The organism is Terrabacter sp. AAH1 (genome assembly GCF_054456855.1).
On sequence record NZ_JBTJJV010000001.1, the window covers coordinates 122,006 to 138,598 of the forward strand.

At 72.0% G+C, this 16,593-nt stretch carries 13 protein-coding genes; 5 read left to right on the top strand and 8 right to left on the bottom strand.

Going from position 1 to position 16,593, the window contains the following annotated elements:
- Window positions 1–104: 104 nt before the first annotated feature.
- Entirely contained in the window at window positions 105–998 is an 894-nt protein-coding gene (locus ACXR8F_RS00585; protein ID WP_458798348.1) for a GNAT family N-acetyltransferase, read from the top strand.
- Between the two features lie 57 nt (window positions 999–1,055).
- On the opposite strand, the gene mnmA is transcribed toward ACXR8F_RS00585, so the two are convergent.
- Window positions 1,056–2,162, bottom strand: coding sequence for a tRNA 2-thiouridine(34) synthase MnmA (gene mnmA / locus ACXR8F_RS00590; RefSeq protein ID WP_458798349.1), 1,107 nt, complete (start codon window positions 2,160–2,162; stop codon window positions 1,056–1,058).
- A 7-nt stretch (window positions 2,163–2,169) separates the two neighbouring features.
- Entirely contained in the window at window positions 2,170–3,360 is a 1,191-nt protein-coding gene (locus tag ACXR8F_RS00595) for a cysteine desulfurase family protein (protein ID WP_082080723.1), read from the bottom strand.
- A gap of 144 nt (window positions 3,361–3,504) precedes the next feature.
- On the opposite strand from ACXR8F_RS00595, the gene ACXR8F_RS00600 reads away from it, so the two are divergent.
- Together ACXR8F_RS00600 and ACXR8F_RS00605 are read left to right on the top strand one after the other, a co-directional pair.
- Window positions 3,505–5,010 carry a S8 family peptidase gene (locus ACXR8F_RS00600; RefSeq protein WP_458798350.1) on the top strand — a complete coding sequence of 502 codons (1,506 nt, stop codon included), beginning with the start codon at window positions 3,505–3,507 and terminating at the stop codon, window positions 5,008–5,010.
- A 93-nt stretch (window positions 5,011–5,103) separates the two neighbouring features.
- Window positions 5,104–5,583, top strand: a complete 480-nt coding sequence (locus ACXR8F_RS00605; protein WP_458798351.1) for a hypothetical protein — start codon at window positions 5,104–5,106, stop codon at window positions 5,581–5,583.
- Window positions 5,584–5,691: 108 nt separating this feature from the next.
- On the opposite strand, the gene ACXR8F_RS00610 is transcribed toward ACXR8F_RS00605, so the two are convergent.
- The 5 genes from ACXR8F_RS00610 to ACXR8F_RS00630 form a co-directional block, all read right to left on the bottom strand.
- The gene (locus ACXR8F_RS00610; RefSeq protein WP_045188501.1) at window positions 5,692–6,648 is read right to left on the bottom strand and encodes an electron transfer flavoprotein subunit alpha/FixB family protein; all 957 of its coding nucleotides are present in this window, start codon (window positions 6,646–6,648) and stop codon (window positions 5,692–5,694) included.
- A gap of 47 nt (window positions 6,649–6,695) precedes the next feature.
- Window positions 6,696–7,487 carry an electron transfer flavoprotein subunit beta/FixA family protein gene (locus tag ACXR8F_RS00615; RefSeq protein ID WP_045188499.1) on the bottom strand — a complete coding sequence of 264 codons (792 nt, stop codon included), beginning with the start codon at window positions 7,485–7,487 and terminating at the stop codon, window positions 6,696–6,698.
- A 186-nt stretch (window positions 7,488–7,673) separates the two neighbouring features.
- Window positions 7,674–8,009, bottom strand: coding sequence for a hypothetical protein (locus tag ACXR8F_RS00620; protein WP_458798352.1), 336 nt, complete (start codon window positions 8,007–8,009; stop codon window positions 7,674–7,676).
- Complete coding sequence (locus ACXR8F_RS00625; protein ID WP_458798353.1) at window positions 8,006–8,785, bottom strand: enoyl-CoA hydratase/isomerase family protein; 780 nt, start codon at window positions 8,783–8,785, stop codon at window positions 8,006–8,008. The genes ACXR8F_RS00620 and ACXR8F_RS00625 overlap by 4 nt, the downstream gene beginning before the upstream one ends.
- Entirely contained in the window at window positions 8,785–9,297 is a 513-nt protein-coding gene (locus tag ACXR8F_RS00630) for a type III secretion system chaperone family protein (RefSeq protein WP_045188494.1), read from the bottom strand. The genes ACXR8F_RS00625 and ACXR8F_RS00630 overlap by 1 nt, the downstream gene beginning before the upstream one ends.
- 133 nt (window positions 9,298–9,430) lie before the next feature.
- Here ACXR8F_RS00630 and glgX point away from each other — a divergent pair, with 133 nt between their 5' ends.
- Window positions 9,431–11,575 carry a glycogen debranching protein GlgX gene (glgX, locus tag ACXR8F_RS00635; RefSeq protein WP_458798354.1) on the top strand — a complete coding sequence of 715 codons (2,145 nt, stop codon included), beginning with the start codon at window positions 9,431–9,433 and terminating at the stop codon, window positions 11,573–11,575.
- 85 nt (window positions 11,576–11,660) lie between these two features.
- Here the strand turns inward: glgX and glgP are convergent, their stop codons facing one another.
- Window positions 11,661–14,249, bottom strand: coding sequence for an alpha-glucan family phosphorylase (glgP, locus tag ACXR8F_RS00640; protein WP_458798355.1), 2,589 nt, complete (start codon window positions 14,247–14,249; stop codon window positions 11,661–11,663).
- Between the two features lie 323 nt (window positions 14,250–14,572).
- On the opposite strand from glgP, the gene ACXR8F_RS00645 reads away from it, so the two are divergent.
- Entirely contained in the window at window positions 14,573–16,591 is a 2,019-nt protein-coding gene (locus tag ACXR8F_RS00645) for an alpha-1,4-glucan--maltose-1-phosphate maltosyltransferase (protein WP_458798821.1), read from the top strand.
- The last annotated feature ends 2 nt before the right edge of the window (window positions 16,592–16,593 follow it).

The following is a 16,593-nucleotide window of genomic DNA, read 5'->3' on the forward strand; positions in this document are numbered from 1 at the left end:
ATGGGCAGCACGCTGCGGCTCGACGCAGGGGCGGGACCGCGGCCGGCGGGCGGTGTGCGGGAACCGGGGCGACGGACGGCCTCGGGCGCCCCTAGGCTGGCGCGATGCCGGCCGCACGTCGTGACTTCTCGGGGCCCGACGACCTGCGGGCGATGCAGGCCATGGCGTCGCGGCTGTGGTCCCCCACCAGCAGGTTCCACCCCGGCCAGCTCGCGTGGAGCCGCTACCACCGCCCCGTCGACCCCACCCGGCTGGACGAGGGCGAGGCGATCGCCGCCTGGAGCGACGGCGGCCAGGTCGTGGGCTTCGGCTGGGCCGAGGCACCGGACTGGGTGGAGCTGCAGGTGGCCCCCGACCGCCCGGACGTCGCCGAGGAGCTCGTCGACTGGTTCGAGGAGGTCAGCGACGCCGAGACGCAGTCGGCTCTCGTGATGGAGCACGACGTGGCCGGACCGGCCCTCGCCGCAGCAGGTTTCGAGCCACAACCCGACGCGTGGTGGTTCACCCACCACACCGTCGCGGTGGGCGACCTCGCCGCGGCGCCCCGCGTGGACGGCTACCGGTTCCGGCACGTCGAGCCGCACGAGGCTCGCGAGCGTGCCGCCGTGCACGCCGCAGCGTGGTCGGACTTCGGGCCGTCGAAGGTCGACGAGACCGCCTATCGGCAGCTCATGGCGGCGTGGCCCTACCGGCACGACCTCGACTGGGTGGCCGTCGACGCGGACGGCCGGATGGTGGCCTCGGTCGTCGTCTGGCTCGACGAGGCCACCGGGGTCGGTCTCGTGGAGCCGGTCGGGTGCGTGCCCGAGCACCGTGGCCGGGGCCTGGCCGGCGCCGTCACCCTCGCCGCGCTGAACCACCTCGGCGCGCTCGGCGGCTCGTCGGCACAGGTCAGCCCGCGGGGCGACGACGACTACCCCGGCCCGCAGCGCCTCTACCGGTCGCTCGGCTTCCGTCCGACCGCGCGCACCCTCACCTGGACCCGCACGCTCGACTGACGACGGCCGGCCGGTCCGACCGAGGGTCGCGACGGCCTGCCCTGCCGCGCTGCGGGCTCAGGCGACGGACGTGCGCTCGAGGCGTGCGGCGGCGATCGTCGAGGAGCCCACCACACGCGTGCCGTCGTAGAGGACGACCGACTGCCCGGGCGCCACCCCGCGGATGCGCTCGTCGAGCCGCACCTCGACGTTCTCGCCGTCAGCCCACGCGCGGGCTGGGTACTCGGCACCGTGCGCGCGCACCTGCGCACCCACCTCCACGACTCCCTCCGGCGCCGGGCCGCACCAGCGGGCGTGGTCGCCGGTGAGGGCGTTGACCCCGAGCAGGTCGGCGGTGCCCACGACCACCTGGTTGGTGTCAGGGCGCACCTCCACGACGTAGCGCGGCTGCCCGTCGGCGGCCGGTCGTGAGAGCCCGAGTCCGCGGCGCTGACCGACGGTGTAGGCGAACGCACCGTCGTGGCTGCCGACGACGGCACCCTCGGTGTCGACGATGTCGCCCGGCGCCTGCCCCAGCTCGCGCCCGAGCCAGCCCCGGGTGTCGCCGTCGGCGATGAAGCAGATGTCGTGGCTGTCGGGCTTGTTCGCGACGTAGAAGCCGCGCTCGGCCGCCTCCTGCCGGATCTGCGGCTTGGTGGTGTCACCGAGCGGGAAGAAGGAGCGGGCGAGCTGCTCGGCGTCGAGCACGCCGAGGACGTAGCTCTGGTCCTTCGCCGCGTCGACGGCCCGGTGCAGCTCGCGCCGCACGCCGCCGTCGATGTCCGGCACCTCGACCACCTGGGCGTAGTGACCGGTGGCGACGGCGTCGAAACCCAGCGCGACCGCCTTGTCGAGCAGGGCCGCGAACTTGATCTTCTCGTTGCACCGCAGGCAGGGGTTGGGCGTGCGGCCGGCGGCGTACTCGGCGCGGAAGTCGTCGACGACGTCGCGCTTGAACCGGGCCGCCATGTCCCACACGTAGAAGGGGATGCCCAGCACGTCGGCCACCCGCCTGGCGTCGCCGGCGTCCTCGATGGTGCAGCACCCGCGCGCCGACTCGCGCAGGGTGGCGGCGCTCTGCGACAGGGCGAGGTGCACGCCGACGACCTCGTGGCCCGCGTCGATCATGCGGGCGGCGGCGACGGCCGAGTCGACGCCGCCGCTCATCGCTGCGACGACCCTCACGACGCCCTCACGATGCGGTCGCCTCCCGCGCGCGGCGGGCCCGCTCGATGGCGGCCGGCAGCGCGTCGATGAAGGCGTCGACGTCGGCTTGGGTCGACGTGTGGCCCAGTGTCACGCGCAGCGCCCCACGGGCGTCCGCCTCGGGCACCCCCATGGCGAGCAGCACGTGGCTCGGCTGCGGCACGCCCGCCTGGCAGGCCGAGCCCGTCGAGCACGAGACGCCCGCCGCGTCGAGCAGGTAGAGGAGCGAGTCGCCGTCGCAGCCCGGCACGAGCAGGTGCGCGTTGCCGGGAAGGCGCGTCGTGCCGTCACCCGCGGCCCAGGCGCCGGTGACCCGGATGTCGGGCGAGAGGGCCATCGCCCGCTGGACGAGGTCGTCGCGCAGGGCCACGAGCCTGGCCGACTCGGAGTCGACGGCGGCCGTCGCCTCGACGAGCGCCGTGGCGAAGCCGACGACCGCCGGGGTGTCGAGCGTGCCCGAGCGGACCTGCCGCTCCTGCCCGCCGCCGTGGCTGAGCGGCACGAGCTTCACGTCACGCCGGACGACGAGCGCTCCCACGCCGATGGGGCCGCCGAGCTTGTGCGCGGTCACCGACATGAGGTCGGCCCCGCTGGCGGCGAAGTCGACGGGCAGATGACCGGCTGCCTGGACGGCGTCGGTGTGGAACGGGACGCCGTGCTCGTGCGCGACCTCGGCGATGGCGCGCACGTCCTGGACCGTGCCGACCTCGTTGTTGGCCCACATCACCGACACGAGCGCCACGGAGGCTGGGTCCGCCTCGATGGCCGCGCGCACCGTCGAGGGCTCGACGACGCCTTCGGGCGTGCACTCGAGCCAGGTGACCTTGGCGCCCTCGTGGGCGACGAGGAAGTCGACGCAGTCGAGCACGGCGTGGTGCTCCGTGACACCGACGAGCAGGCGCACCCGGGCCGGGTCGCGGTCGCGGCGGGCCCAGTAGGTGCCCTTGATGGCGAGGTTGTCGGACTCGGTGCCGCCGGACGTGAAGACGACCTCCGAGGGGCGCGCGCCGAGGCAGCGGGCGATCTTCTCGCGCGACTCCTCGACGGCACGCCGGGCCGCCCGGCCCGTGCGGTGCAGCGACGACGCGTTGCCCACGATCCCGAGCTGCCGGGTCATCGCCGAGATCGCGGCGGGCAGCATCGGCGTGGTCGCCGCATGGTCGAGGTACGCAGTCACCCACCGATTCTAGGACGGTCCCGAGCGTGCCCCGTCCGGCCGTCGCGGCCGCTACCCGGGCGTAACCTCGGTCGACCGCGCCTCGTTGGCCCTGCACATCGCCGTCTTCCACTGCAGCAGGACGGCCCTGCAGAGAGGCAACTCATGCGCTCCACCCCATCCCGTCGTCTCCGTCTGGGAGCGGCCACCCTGACCGCCGCCGCCGCGCTGACGTCGGCCTCCGTCGCGGCCGCGTCGCCCGCCCCGCAGGCCGGGCCCGCCACCGCCGTCGGAGGCCTCCTCGGCTCGGCCTCGGCGAAGGCACCCCTCTCGCCGTGGCTGTCGGCCAACTGGTCGACGCTGTCGGCCGCCACCCCCACGACCGTCATGGTCCACGCCGCCGACGTGGCCACCGCGCGCAAGGCCGCCACGGCGTCCGGGCTCGTCGTGCGCGAGACCTTCGACAAGATCGGCGTCGTCGTCGCCGCCGGCCTGCCCTTGCAGATCGACGCGGTGCGCTCGCAGTCCGGGGTCACCTATGTCGAGGGCAACGAGCCGATCGACATGTTCCTCTCGACCTCCAACACGGCCACGCGCGGCTCCGAGGCCCGTGCGACCCTGACCGGCGCCAACGGCAAGGCCCTCGACGGTTCCGGCGTCAGCGTCGCCGTCATCGACTCGGGCGTCGACCCGACCCACCCGTTCCTCCAGAACGCGAACGGCACGTCGGCCGTCGTCAAGAACCTCAAGATGGTCTGCGACCCGCTCGAGGTGCTCCCCTGCCAGCCTGTCGACGCCGGCAGCCTCGACACCGACCTGCTCGCCGCGGGCGGCCACGGCATGCACGTCTCGGGCATCGTCGCGGGCCGCGACGTGACGCTCTCCGACGGCACGAGGATGCACGGCGCCGCCCCCGGCGCCAGCATCGTCAGCCTCGGCACCGGCGCCGTCCTGCTCATCGTCGGAGCCGACTCGGCCCTCAACTGGGTGCTCGAGAACCACGCCGCCCCGTGCGGCGCCGGCGTGCCGGCCAGCACCTGCCCGCCGATCAAGGTCACGAGCAACTCCTACGGCCCCTCGGGCGGCGGCGAGTTCGACCCGAACTCCGCCACGGTCAAGCTCCAGCGCGCGCTCGTCAAGGAGGGCGTCGTCACGGTCTGGGCCAACGGCAACGACGGTGGCGACGGCTCAGCCAACCTCTCCAACCCGCCCGGCCAGGACCCCACCGGCGGCATCATCTCGGTCGCGTCCTACTTCGACCAGAACACCGGAACCCGCAACGGCACCGTGAGCGACTTCAGCTCGCGCGGCAAGCAGGGCCAGTTCGGCAGCTACCCCGACATCTCGGCCCCCGGTGAGGACATCACGTCGTCCTGCCGCGTCTACCTGCCGATCTGCTCGACCGGTGGCGACCCCCGCGAGGGCGGCGACTACAACACGATCAGCGGCACCTCGATGGCCACCCCGCACATCTCCGGCATCGTCGCGCAGCTCTTCCAGGCCAACCCGAACGCGACCCCGGCTCAGGTCGAGGCGGCGATCAAGTCGACGGCCTACAAGTACTCCGACGGCTCGGCGTACGTGGCCGACCCCACCGGCAACGGCACGACGTCGTTCGACAAGGGCCACGGCCTCGTCGACGTCGTGGCCGCCGCCGCAGCCGTCCGCTGACCGCTCGGGTCGGACACGCGACGGGCACGCGTCCGACGCGCGTCCGAACCGAGAGACGTCACCCCTGGGGCCGATCGACCTAGGATCGGCCCCATGGGTGACGCGCACCTGCAAAGTGGTGGCACCGGGGGCAGCCGTCTGCGTGCCCCGGCCGCCCACCGCGCCGTCTCGGCGCTGGCCTGCCCCGTCCTCGGCTTCTTCGTCGCGCGCCTCGTCCTGCGCCTCCTGCCCGGCATTCCCGCACCCGTCGCGTATGCCGTGTGCCTGGCTGTCGCGGTCGCCCTCGGCTGGCGAGCGTGGTCGGCCCGGATCGACCTCGGCGCGACGAGCCTGCGGGTGCACAACACGCTCGCGTCGACCACGGTCCGGCGCATCGACGTCCGCCGTGTGTCCTCCGGCGGCCGCCTCGAGTGGAGCCGCGACGACGGGCGGCCCGTGCGGCTGCCGTCGGAGGCCCTGCGGGGCGCCTGGTGGACGCTCGGCACCGGGAGGGCGGCATACGCCCTCAACCGCGAGCGCCTCGAGAGCTGGGCTCGCCTCGCCCGTGTCGACGTCGACCCCGAGGCCGCCTGAGCACGGCCGCGGCCAGGCCCCCTCGGCTGGTTGGTGACCCCGCACAGCACCGTGCCCACCCGACCGGTCGGTCGAGTGGGCACTGTGCTGCGGAAGAGTGGGAAGGGTTCAGTCCTTGGAGGCCTTGATGGCCTCGGTGGCCTGGGGCAGCACGGTGAAGAGGTCGCCCACGACGCCGAAGTCGACGAGCTCGAAGATCGGGGCCTCGTTGTCCTTGTTGACGGCCACGATCGTCTTCGAGGTCTGCATGCCGGCCCGGTGCTGGATGGCACCGGAGATGCCGCACGCGACGTAGAGCTGCGGGCTGACCTGCTTGCCGGTCTGGCCGACCTGGCTCGTGTGCGGGTACCACCCGGCGTCGACGGCCGCACGGCTCGCACCGACCGCGGCACCGAGGCTGTCGGCGAAGTCCTCGACCTTGGAGAAGTCACCACCGGTGCCGCGGCCACCGGAGACGACGATGGCCGCCTCGGTGAGCTCGGGACGCCCGGTGGCCTGCTTCGGCTTGGACTCGGTGATGCGCGCGCCCTTGGCGGCATCGGACGGGGTGAAGTCGACGACCTCGTCGGCGGCCGCACCGGCCGCCTCCTCCGGCGTCGCCGAGTTCGGCTTCACCGCGATGATCGGCGTGCCCTTCGTGACCGTCGCCGCAACCGTGTAGGAGCCGGCGAAGACCGACTGCGTCGTGGCCACGCCACCATCGGCAGCCTGCACGTCCACGGCGTCGGTGATCAGGCCCGACTCCGTCTTGACGGCGAGGCGGGCGGCGACCTCCTTGCCCTCCGGCGACGCCGGCACCAGCACGGCGGCCGGGGACTTCTCCGCGACGAGCTGCGCGAGCAGCTCGGCCTGCGGGACGACGAGGTGCTCGAGCACCTCGGGCGACTCGACGCGGTAGACCTTCTCGGCGCCGAAGCGGGCGAGGGACTCCTTCGCGGCGTCGAAGCCGGCGCCGACGAAGACCGCGGAGGGCTCACCGAGACGGCGGGCGATCGTCAGCAGCTCGGCTGTGGTCTTGCGGACCTTGCCCTCGACGTGGTCGACGAGCACGAGTACTTCAGCCATGGTGTGGATCTCCTTTGCTGGCTGGGAAGTTCGGGAGGAGAGAGCGGTCAGACGAACTTGCGCTCGGACAGGAACGCGGCGAGCTTGCTGCCGCCGTCACCCTCGTCGTTGACGATCTCGCCCTGCGTGCGCGGCGGGCGGGCGTCGAACGACGACACCTTCGTCCACGCGGCGTCGAGGCCGACCTGCGACGCGTCGACACCGAGGTCGGACAGCGCCCACGTCTCGACCGGCTTCTTCTTCGCGGCCATGATCCCCTTGAAGGAGGGGTAGCGCGGCTCGTTGATCTGGTCGGTCACCGACACGAGGGCCGGCAGCGTGGCCGTGATCGTCTGCGTCGAGGCGTCGCCGTCGCGGCGGATGGTGGCAGTGCCCCCGGCGCCACCGTCGACGGTCAGCTCGGAGGCGAAGGTGACGGCCGGCAGGCCGAGGCGCTCCGCGAGCATCGTCGGGACGACACCCATGGTGCCGTCGGTGCTGGCCATGCCGGTGATGACGAGGTCGACGTCACCGAGCTTCTTGATCGCCTCGGCGAGCACGAGCGAGGTCGCGACGGCGTCGGAGCCGTGGATCGCGGCGTCGTTGACGTGGACACCCTTGTCGGCGCCCATCTGCAGGGCCTTCTTGATGGCGTCGGCGGCCTGGTCGGGGCCGACGGTGAGCACCGTCACCTCGCCCTCGCCGGCCTCGACGATCTTCAGGGCCTCCTCGACGGCGTACTCGTCGAGCTCGGACAGCAGGCCGTCGACGTTCTCGCGGTCGGTCGTGTTGTCAGATGCGTTGAACGTGCGCTCGGCCTGGGCGTCCGGCACGTACTTGACACAGACGACGATGTTCATGGGTGAACGTCCTCTTCCGTTTGCGGATGGTGGTGCTCATGGAGCTGCCGGAGGTCGCTCCGGCACTGCCAGCCATCCTCTCACCGAGCGCTCGCTCCCCGAGCACGCCCGAGGCGTGACGCTCACCACCAGTGGCCTGCGCCACGCCTGACGGAGGGGCAACGCCGGGGCGCCGCCAGGGCGCCGTCAGGGCGCGCCGTCGGTCGGGGCGGTCTCGATGACGTGGAAGGCCGGCTCCTCGTAGGGGTGGGCGGCGCGCAGGGCCGCCACGACGGCGCCGCGCAGCGACCGCTCGAGCACGACCTCGACCCGATCCTCGGGGAGCCGCTCGAGGTCGCCCACCGTGCCGATCGCCGGCCGGGCGCCCGCGACGGGACGGAAGCGGCCCGTGCCGCGGGTCACGAACGCGCACTCGCGGTAGTCGCCGAGCGCGCCCGCACCGGCGCCGTGCACCGCCGCCAGGACGTCCTCGGTCGACTCGACGGGCGAGTAGAACACGAGGACGTCCAGCGGTGGTGTCATCGACCCTCGAACTGCGCCTTGCCCGGGCCGTGCTCGACGAAGGAGCTCATCCCGATCTCGCGGTCCTTCGTCGCGAAGAGCGAGGCGAAGAGCATCCGCTCGATCTCGAGACCGCTCTCGAGGTCGACCTCGAGACCGCGGTCGATGGCCTCCTTGGCGGCGCGGACGGCATACGACGCGGCACCGACGAACGAGCCGGCCCACTCGCGGGCGGCGGTGTAGACGTCGGCGGCCGGGACGACCTTGTCGGCGAGGCCGATCGCCAGGGCCTCCTGCGCGTCGACGAAGCGGCCGCTGAAGATGATCTCCTTGGCGCGCGAGGCGCCGACGAGGCGCGAGAGGCGCTGCGTGCCGCCGGCCCCCGGGATGATGCCCAGCAGGATCTCGGGCTGACCCAGCTTCGCGTCGTCGGCCACGAGGCGGAAGTCGCACGCGAGGGCGAGCTCGCAACCGCCGCCGAGGGCGTAGCCGGTGATCGCGGCGATGACCGGTTTCGGGATGCGGGCGACCGACGTGATGGAGCTCATGAGGGGCCCGGAGCGCTGGACCATGTCGGTGTACGACATGGTCTGCATCTCCTTGATGTCGGCCCCTGCCGCGAAGACGCGCTCACCGCCGTAGACGATGACGGCCTTGACGTCGGTGCGTGCCGTCGCCTCGGCAGCGGCCTCCCGGATCTCCTCCTGCACCTGGACGTTGAGGGCGTTCATCTTCGGCCGGTCGAGGCGGATCGTGCCGACGCCGTCCTCGACCTCGAGCCGGACGAACTCGCCCATCAGGCGGTCGGGCCGGCGGGCACGTCGTCGACGGGCAGCCAGGACTGGAAGAAGAAGCCGACGCTCTGGAGGATGTGGTTCACCGACAGCGGCACGAGGATCTCGAGGTCGGCGTTGGGGGTGATGACGTGCTCGGCCGAGACGACGAGGCTCTCCTGCACGAGCGAGAGCTTGACGATGTTGAGCTGCATCGTGAGGTCGTTGCAGCGGGCGATGCGCTCGTTGCGGTCGGGCGAGACGGGCTCGGCGAGCTGCCACTGACCGAAGAAGCGGACCAGGGCGAGGTCGCCCTCGGCCACGCGGGCGAAAAGGGTCGTGCTGGCACCCTCGTCGTCGACGATGGCGAACTCGAGGTCGCCGTCGCCGTCGATGGACGCCTCGATGCCGAGGCCCTTCAGCACCTCGAGGATGCGGTCGCGCACGGGGGTGGCGCTGGCGGGGGCCTGGCCGCCGTCGGGCCCGGCGTCGGGAGCGCTCGGCATGAAGTTGGGCAGCGAAGTCGGATCGGTCATGCGCCAACCGTAACGAGAGCGCGCGTCGAGGTCGATCCGGCCCGGACCCCGGCCCGGACCCCGACCGGCCCTCCACGGTCCGCCGGGGGCGTCGGGTCCGCCACCCCTCCCCCGGCCCCCTACGCTCGGATGCATGTGCCCGCCCCCGCCCGCGACGCCCGACCTCCCACCGGAGCTCGGCGCCCGGCTCATCGACGGCAGCGCGCAGTTCTCCGTCTACGCCGGCCACGCCCGCTCCGTGGAGGTGTGCCTCTTCGACGAGCTCCCCGACGGGTCGCGGGCCGAGCGCCGCGTCCTGCTTCGGCACCGTGCCCACGGGACGTGGTTCGACACGGTGCCCGGGATCGTCGCCGGGCAGCGCTACGCCTTCCGCGTCGACGGCGAGTGGGACCCCGACCGGTCGCTGCTGCACAACCCGGCCAAGCTGCTGCTCGACCCGTACGCCCGCGCGATCGAGGGCGAGGTCAGGCTCGACCCCGCCGTCTACGGGCACCGCGTCGGCCCTGACCTGCGGGGCGACCTCTGGGTGCGCGACGACCGCGACTCGGCGCCCCACATGCCGCGCTGCGTCATCGTCGAGGACGAGTTCGACTGGGGCACCGACGATTTCCCGCGCAGGTCATTGACCGAGTCGCTCATCTACGAGGTGCACGTCAAGAACGCCACGAGGCTGCACCCCGGCGTTCCCGAGGAGCTCCGGGGCACGTATGGCGGCCTCGCCCACCCGGCGTTCGTCGAGCACCTGCTGGGGCTGGGTGTCACCGCGGTCGAGCTGCTGCCCGTGCACACGTTCACCCACGAGCCCGACCTCGTGCTGCGCGGCCTGACCAACCACTGGGGCTACAACACCCTCGGGTTCTTCGCGCCGCACGCCCCCTACGCCGCGGCGACCGACCCCCAAGGCGTGCTCGACGAGTTCAAGGGCATGGTCAAGGCGCTGCACGCAGCCGGCATCGAGGTGCTGCTCGACGTCGTCTACAACCACACGGCCGAGAACTCCCGCGACGGCATGATGCTGTCGTGGCGCGGCCTAGACCAGCGCGCCTACTACCGGGTCGACGCGCGCGGCCGCGACATCGACGTCACCGGCTGCGGCAACACCCTCGACCTCACCCACCCGGTCGTGGCCCGCATGGTGCTCGACTCCCTGCGCTACTGGGTGCAGGAGTGCCACGTCGACGGGTTCCGCTTCGACCTCGCCGTCGCGCTCGGTCGCGGCAAGGACGACGGCTACGACCGCGACCACCCCTTCCTCGTCGCCCTGCGCACCGACCCGGTGCTGTCGCGCGCGAAGCTCGTCGCCGAGCCGTGGGACCTCGGCATCCACGGCTGGCGCACCGGACAGTTCCCGCCGCCCTTCTCGGAGTGGAACGACCGCTACCGCGACACGGCTCGCACGTTCTGGCTGCGCGACCTCGCCGCCTCGGCCGCGGGCGGCATGGGTCACGGCGTGCGTGAGCTCGCCACCCGCCTGGCCGGCTCGCAGGACCTCTTCGACAGCCACGACCGCGGCACCATCGCGTCGGTCAACTTCATCACGGCGCACGACGGCTTCACCCTCGCGGACCTCACGGCCTACGACACGAAGCACAACGGCGCCAACGGTCACGGCGGCACCGACGGCTCGAACGACAACCGGTCGTGGAACCACGGCGTCGAGGGTCGCACCGACGACCCCGACATCGTGACGGCGCGCAGGCGGTCGATGCGCAACCTCCTCGGCACGCTGCTGCTCTCGACCGGCGTCCCGATGCTCAACGCCGGCGACGAGCTCGGCCGCAGCCAGCGTGGCAACAACAACCCGTACTCCCAGGACAACGAGATCAGCTGGATGCGGTGGGACCTCGAGCCGTGGCAGGACGACCTGCTCGAGACGACCCGTCACCTCGTGCGGCTGCGACGCGACCACCCGGTGCTGCGTCAGCGGGAGTTCTTCTCCGGCAGGCAGATCCACGAGGGCGGGTCGACCGACCTGGCCTGGTTCGCCGCCGACGGCGAGCTCATGGGGCACCGCTGGGACGGCCCGGCCGTCGACGTGCTCCAGGCCCTCTACAACGGTGCGTGGTTCTCGCAGCAGTCGGTGCTCGTCGTGGTCAACGGGTCGGCGCGCAGGACCGAGGCCACGCTGCCCCACGCTCCCGGCGTGACCGCATACCAGCTGCTCTGGGACAGCGCCGACGAGCGTCCGGCCGCACCTGGCGAGCCGGTCCAGTCGCGCAGCATCGTCACGATGGACGCCGCCTCGATGCGCGTCTGGTGCTCCGTCCCGCCCCACTGACCGCAGACAGCGACGGCGCCTGACGGCATACGCGAGGAGCCCGGGCCCACACGGGACCCGGGCTTCTCGACGTGCGTCGGACGCGTCAGGCGTTGCGCGCGAGCCCGAGCTCGGCCGGGCCGGCGAGGCCCGCGTGCTTCGGCACGACGCGCACGCTGTAGCCGAACGACCCGGTGCGGCGCAGCGGCTGCGACCCGGCGAACTGGTGACGGCCGTCCTCGTAGGACTCGACGAGGTGGAGCGGGGCGACCTCCATGCCCCACAGCTCGTCGACGTCGTTGACGTGGCCGTGGACGAGCTGGACGTCGATGTCGTCGGGCGTCAGACCGTCGAGCGCGACGTAGGCGCGCAGGTCGAGGACGTCGCCGATCTGCGGCGAGTCCGACAGGCCCGAGGGCTCGACGTGCTCGACCTTGACCTTCGGCCAGGAGGCGCGGATCTTCGCCTTGAACGCTGCGAGGTCCTTGGCTCCGGCGAAGTCCGAGGCGATCACCGAGCGGCCCGCACCCGCGGCCGGGCTGTAGAGCTGTCCGGTGTAGTCCTGCACCATGCGGCTCGCGAGCACCTTCGGCCCGAGGGTCTTGAGGGTGTGGGTCATCATCGCGATCCAGCCCTGCGGCAGGCCGGCGGCGTCGCGGTCGTAGAACTTCGCGGCGACGTCGTTCTCGATGAGGTCGTAGAGCGCGGCGGCCTCGATGTCGTCACGGCGCTCGGGGTCCTCGACACCGTCGGCCGTCGGGATGGCCCAGCCGTTGCGGCCGTCGAACCACTCGTCCCACCAGCCGTCGAGGATGGAGAGGTTGAGGCCGCCGTTGAGGGCCGCCTTCATGCCGGAGGTGCCGCAGGCCTCGAACGGGCGCAGCGGGTTGTTGAGCCAGACGTCGCAGCCCGGGTAGAGGTGCTGGGCCATCGCGATGTCGTAGTTCGGCAGGAACACGATGCGGTGGCGCACCTCGGGGTCGTCCGCGAAGCGGACCATCTCCTGGATGAGGCGCTTGCCCGTCTCGTCGGCCGGGTGCGACTTGCCGGCGATGACGAGCTGGACGGGCCGCTCGGGGTGCAGCAGCAGCGCCTTGAGGCGGGCCGGGTCACGCAGCATGAGCGTGAGCCGCTTGTAGGTGGGCACGCGACGGGCGAAGCCGATCGTCAGCACGTCGGGGTCGAGCACGTCGTCGACCCAGCCGAGCTCGGCGTCCGTGGCACCGCGCTTCTGCCACGACGAGCGCACGCGGCGGCGGGCGTCGGCGACGAGCTTCTCGCGCATCTCGCGCTTGGTCGACCAGACGGCGTCGGCGGGCACCTCGTCGATGCGGCCCCACGCGTCGGTGCCGGCGATGTCGGCGGTGCCGAGGTGCTTGCGGGCGACGTCGTAGACGGCACGGTCGACCCACGTCGGGGCGTGGACCCCGTTGGTGATGCTGCTGATCGGCACCTCGACGTCGTCGAAGCCCGGCCACAGCCCGTCGAACATGCCGCGGCTGACGACGCCGTGCAGCTGGGAGACGCCGTTGGCGCGCTGTGCGAGGCGCAGGCCCATGACGGCCATGTTGAAGATGCCGGGCTGGCCGCCCTCGTAGTCCTCGGCGCCCAGGGCGAGGAGCCGCTCGACGGGCACGCCTTCGATGGCGTTGGCGCCGCCGAAGAAGAGGTTGATCTTCGCCGCGTCGAAGCGGTCGATGCCGGCCGGGACCGGCGTGTGCGTCGTGAACACCGTGGCAGCGCGCACGGCCTCGAGGGCCTCGTCGAAGGTGAGCCCGTGGTCACGCACCAGCTCGGTGATGCGCTCGATGCCGAGGAAGCCGGCGTGGCCCTCGTTGGTGTGGTAGACCTCCGGCGTCGGGGCGCCAGAGAGTCGCGACCAGAGGCGCAGGGCGCGCACGCCGCCGATGCCGAGCAGCAGCTCCTGCTCGAGGCGGGTGTCGCCGCCGCCGCCGTAGAGCGACTCGGTGACCTTGCGGGTCTGCTCGTCGTTGCCCGGGACGTCGGAGTCCAGCAGCAGCAAGGGAACTCGCCCGACCTGCGCCTTCCAGACGTGCGCGTTGAGCACGCGCCCCGCGGGCAGGTCGATCGTGACGACGGCCGGTGTGCCGTCCTCCTCGCGCAGCAGCGAGAGGGGCAGCCCGTCGGGGTCGAGCACCGGGTAGGTCTCGACCTGCCACCCGTCGCGGTTGAGCGACTGCTTGAAGTAGCCGGTCTTGTAGAAGAGGCCGACGCCGACGATCGGCACGCCGAGGTCGGAGGCCGACTTCAGGTGGTCGCCCGCGAGGATGCCCAGGCCGCCGGAGTACTGCGGCAGCACCGCGGTGATGCCGAACTCGGGGCTGAAGTACGCGATGGCGGCGGGCGCGGCCTTGCCGGCGGCCTCCTGCTCGCGGCTCCACGACTGGTACCAGCGCTCGTCGGTGAGGTAGTGGTGGAGGTCCTCGTTGGCCGCCACGACCCTGCTGACGAACTCGTCGTCGGCGGCGAGCGCGGCCAGCTCGTCGGCCGAGAGCCGCGAGAGGAGCTTGACGGGGTCCTCACCGGCGTCGGACCACTTGCGGGGACTGATGCTCTCGAACAGGGCGCGGGTCGGCGGGTGCCACGACCAGCGCAGGTTGCTCGCGAGGACGCCGAGACCTTCGATGCGGCTCGGCAGGACGGTGCGGACGCTGAAGCGACGGATGGCCTTCACAAGGGGACAGCATAGGGGTCGCCATGTCGTGTTCTTGCAACACTTGCAGCCGAGTTTCACCGGTTGGAACGTCGCGTGCCACGTCATGGGCGTAGCGCCCCAACTTCGATACGGTCGATCACGTGACTGGCTCAGCGAAGAAGTCCCGTTCCAGCAAGCCAACCCCCGTGCGCAGCACCGCCGCCGCACCAGCGGCACCCGAACCGTCCCCACGCCTCGACGCCAACCCCAGCGCCGACGAGGCCTTCGTCGACGACACCGAGGCCGGCGCCGTCCACCTCGCCCCCGAGCACCCGGTCAGCGCCGCCCCGACCGTCGAGGGCATGCCTGGCGGCGCCCTGCCGATCGGCCGCATCCCGGTGAGCGACGTGCGTCCGCTCGTCGACGGCGGCACGCGCCCCGCCAAGTCGGTCGCGGGCGAGGAGTTCACGGTGCGGGCCAAGGTCTTCCGCGAGGGCCACGACGCCGTCAACGCGACAGCCGTGCTGACCGACCCCGACGGCGGCGAGCACTTCTTCGCGATGCACAGCGACAACCCGGGGCTCTCCGAGTGGTCGACGACCGTCGTCGCCGACCGAGAGGGCTGGTGGACCTACCGCGTCGAGGGCTGGTCCGACCCGTACGCGACGTGGGTCCACGACGCCGGCATCAAGATCGCCGCGGGCGTGGACGAGGACCTCATGTGCGCCGAGGGTGTACGCGTGCTCGAGCGTTTCGCCGCCGCAGTCCGTGGTCTCGGCGTCGACGCGGCCGAGATCGACAAGGCCGTCGTCGCGCTCGGGGACACCCGAGCGCCGGCAGCGCACCGGTTCGGCGCCGCGACCTCGCCCGAGATCACCGGCCTGCACGCGCTCGTGCCGCTGCGCGAGTTCGTCTCGCCCTCCCCCGCCTACTCGCTCCTCGTCGAGCGCGAGCGCGCCCTCTACGGCGCCTGGTACGAGATCTTCCCGAGGTCCGAGGGCGCCCACCGCGACGAGAAGACCGGTGAGTGGGTCTCCGGCACGTTCCGCTCGGCGGCCAAGCGCCTGCCCGCGATCGCCGACATGGGCTTCGACGTGGTCTACCTGACCCCGATCCACCCCATCGGCACGACGGCGCGCAAGGGGCGCAACAACACGCTGACCGCCGAGCCGGGCGACCCCGGGTCCCCGTACGCCATCGGCTCGCCCGACGGCGGCCACGACGCCATCCACCCCGACCTCGGCACGTTCGACGACTTCGACGAGTTCGTCGCCGAGGCGCAGCGACTCGGCATGGAGGTGGCGCTCGACATCGCGCTGCAGGCCTCCCCGGACCACCCGTGGGTGCAGACGCACCCGCACCTGTTCACGACGCGGGCCGACGGCACCATCGCCTACGCCGAGAACCCGCCCAAGAAGTACCAGGACATCTACCCCCTCAACTTCGACAACGACCCGGCCGACGCCTACGCCGAGGTGCGTCGCGTCATCCAGGTGTGGCTCGACCACGGCATCCGCATCTTCCGCGTCGACAACCCGCACACCAAGCCGGTCGCCTTCTGGCAGTGGCTGATCGCCGACGTCGCCAAGGACCACCCCGACACCATCTGGCTCTCCGAGGCCTTCACCAAGCCGGCGATGATGCACCAGCTGGCCAAGGCCGGCTTCCAGCAGAGCTACACCTACTACGCGTGGCGCAACGCGCGGTGGGAGCTCGAGGAGTACGGCCGCGAGCTGGCCGGCGAGTCGAGCGGGGCGGCCTACATGCGGCCGTCGTTCTGGCCGACGACGCACGACATCCTCACGCCCTACATGCAGTACGGCGGCCCGACGGCCTGGAAGCTGCGGGCGGCCGTCGCGGCGACGATGGTGCCGACCTACGGCATCTACGCCGGCTACGAGCTGATGGAGCACGTGGCCCGGCCGGGCGCCGAGGAGCAGATCGACAACGAGAAGTACGAGTACAAGGACCGCCAGTGGTACCTCTACGAGCCCGGCGGCCCGCTCGAGAGCCGTTCGTTGGCGTGGTACCTCAAGCGGCTCAACGACATTCGCGGCTGGCACCCCGCCCTGCGGTGGCTGCGCAACCTGCGCTTCCACGCCGCCGACGACGAGAACGTGCTCGTCTTCAGCAAGTCGCGCGTCGTCGACCACGCCACGGGCGAGCGCGACACCGTGCTCGTCGTCGCGAACCTCGACCCCCACGCGACCCGTGAGACGTGGGTGCACCTCGACATGGATGCGCTGGGTATGGCCTCGTGGTCGACCTTCGACGCGCACGACCACATCACCAACCAGACGTGGGAGTGGCGTCAGGACAACTTCGTCCGCCTGGGTCCCGACTCCGAGCCCGTCCACATCATCCACGTGAGGAGCCATTGACC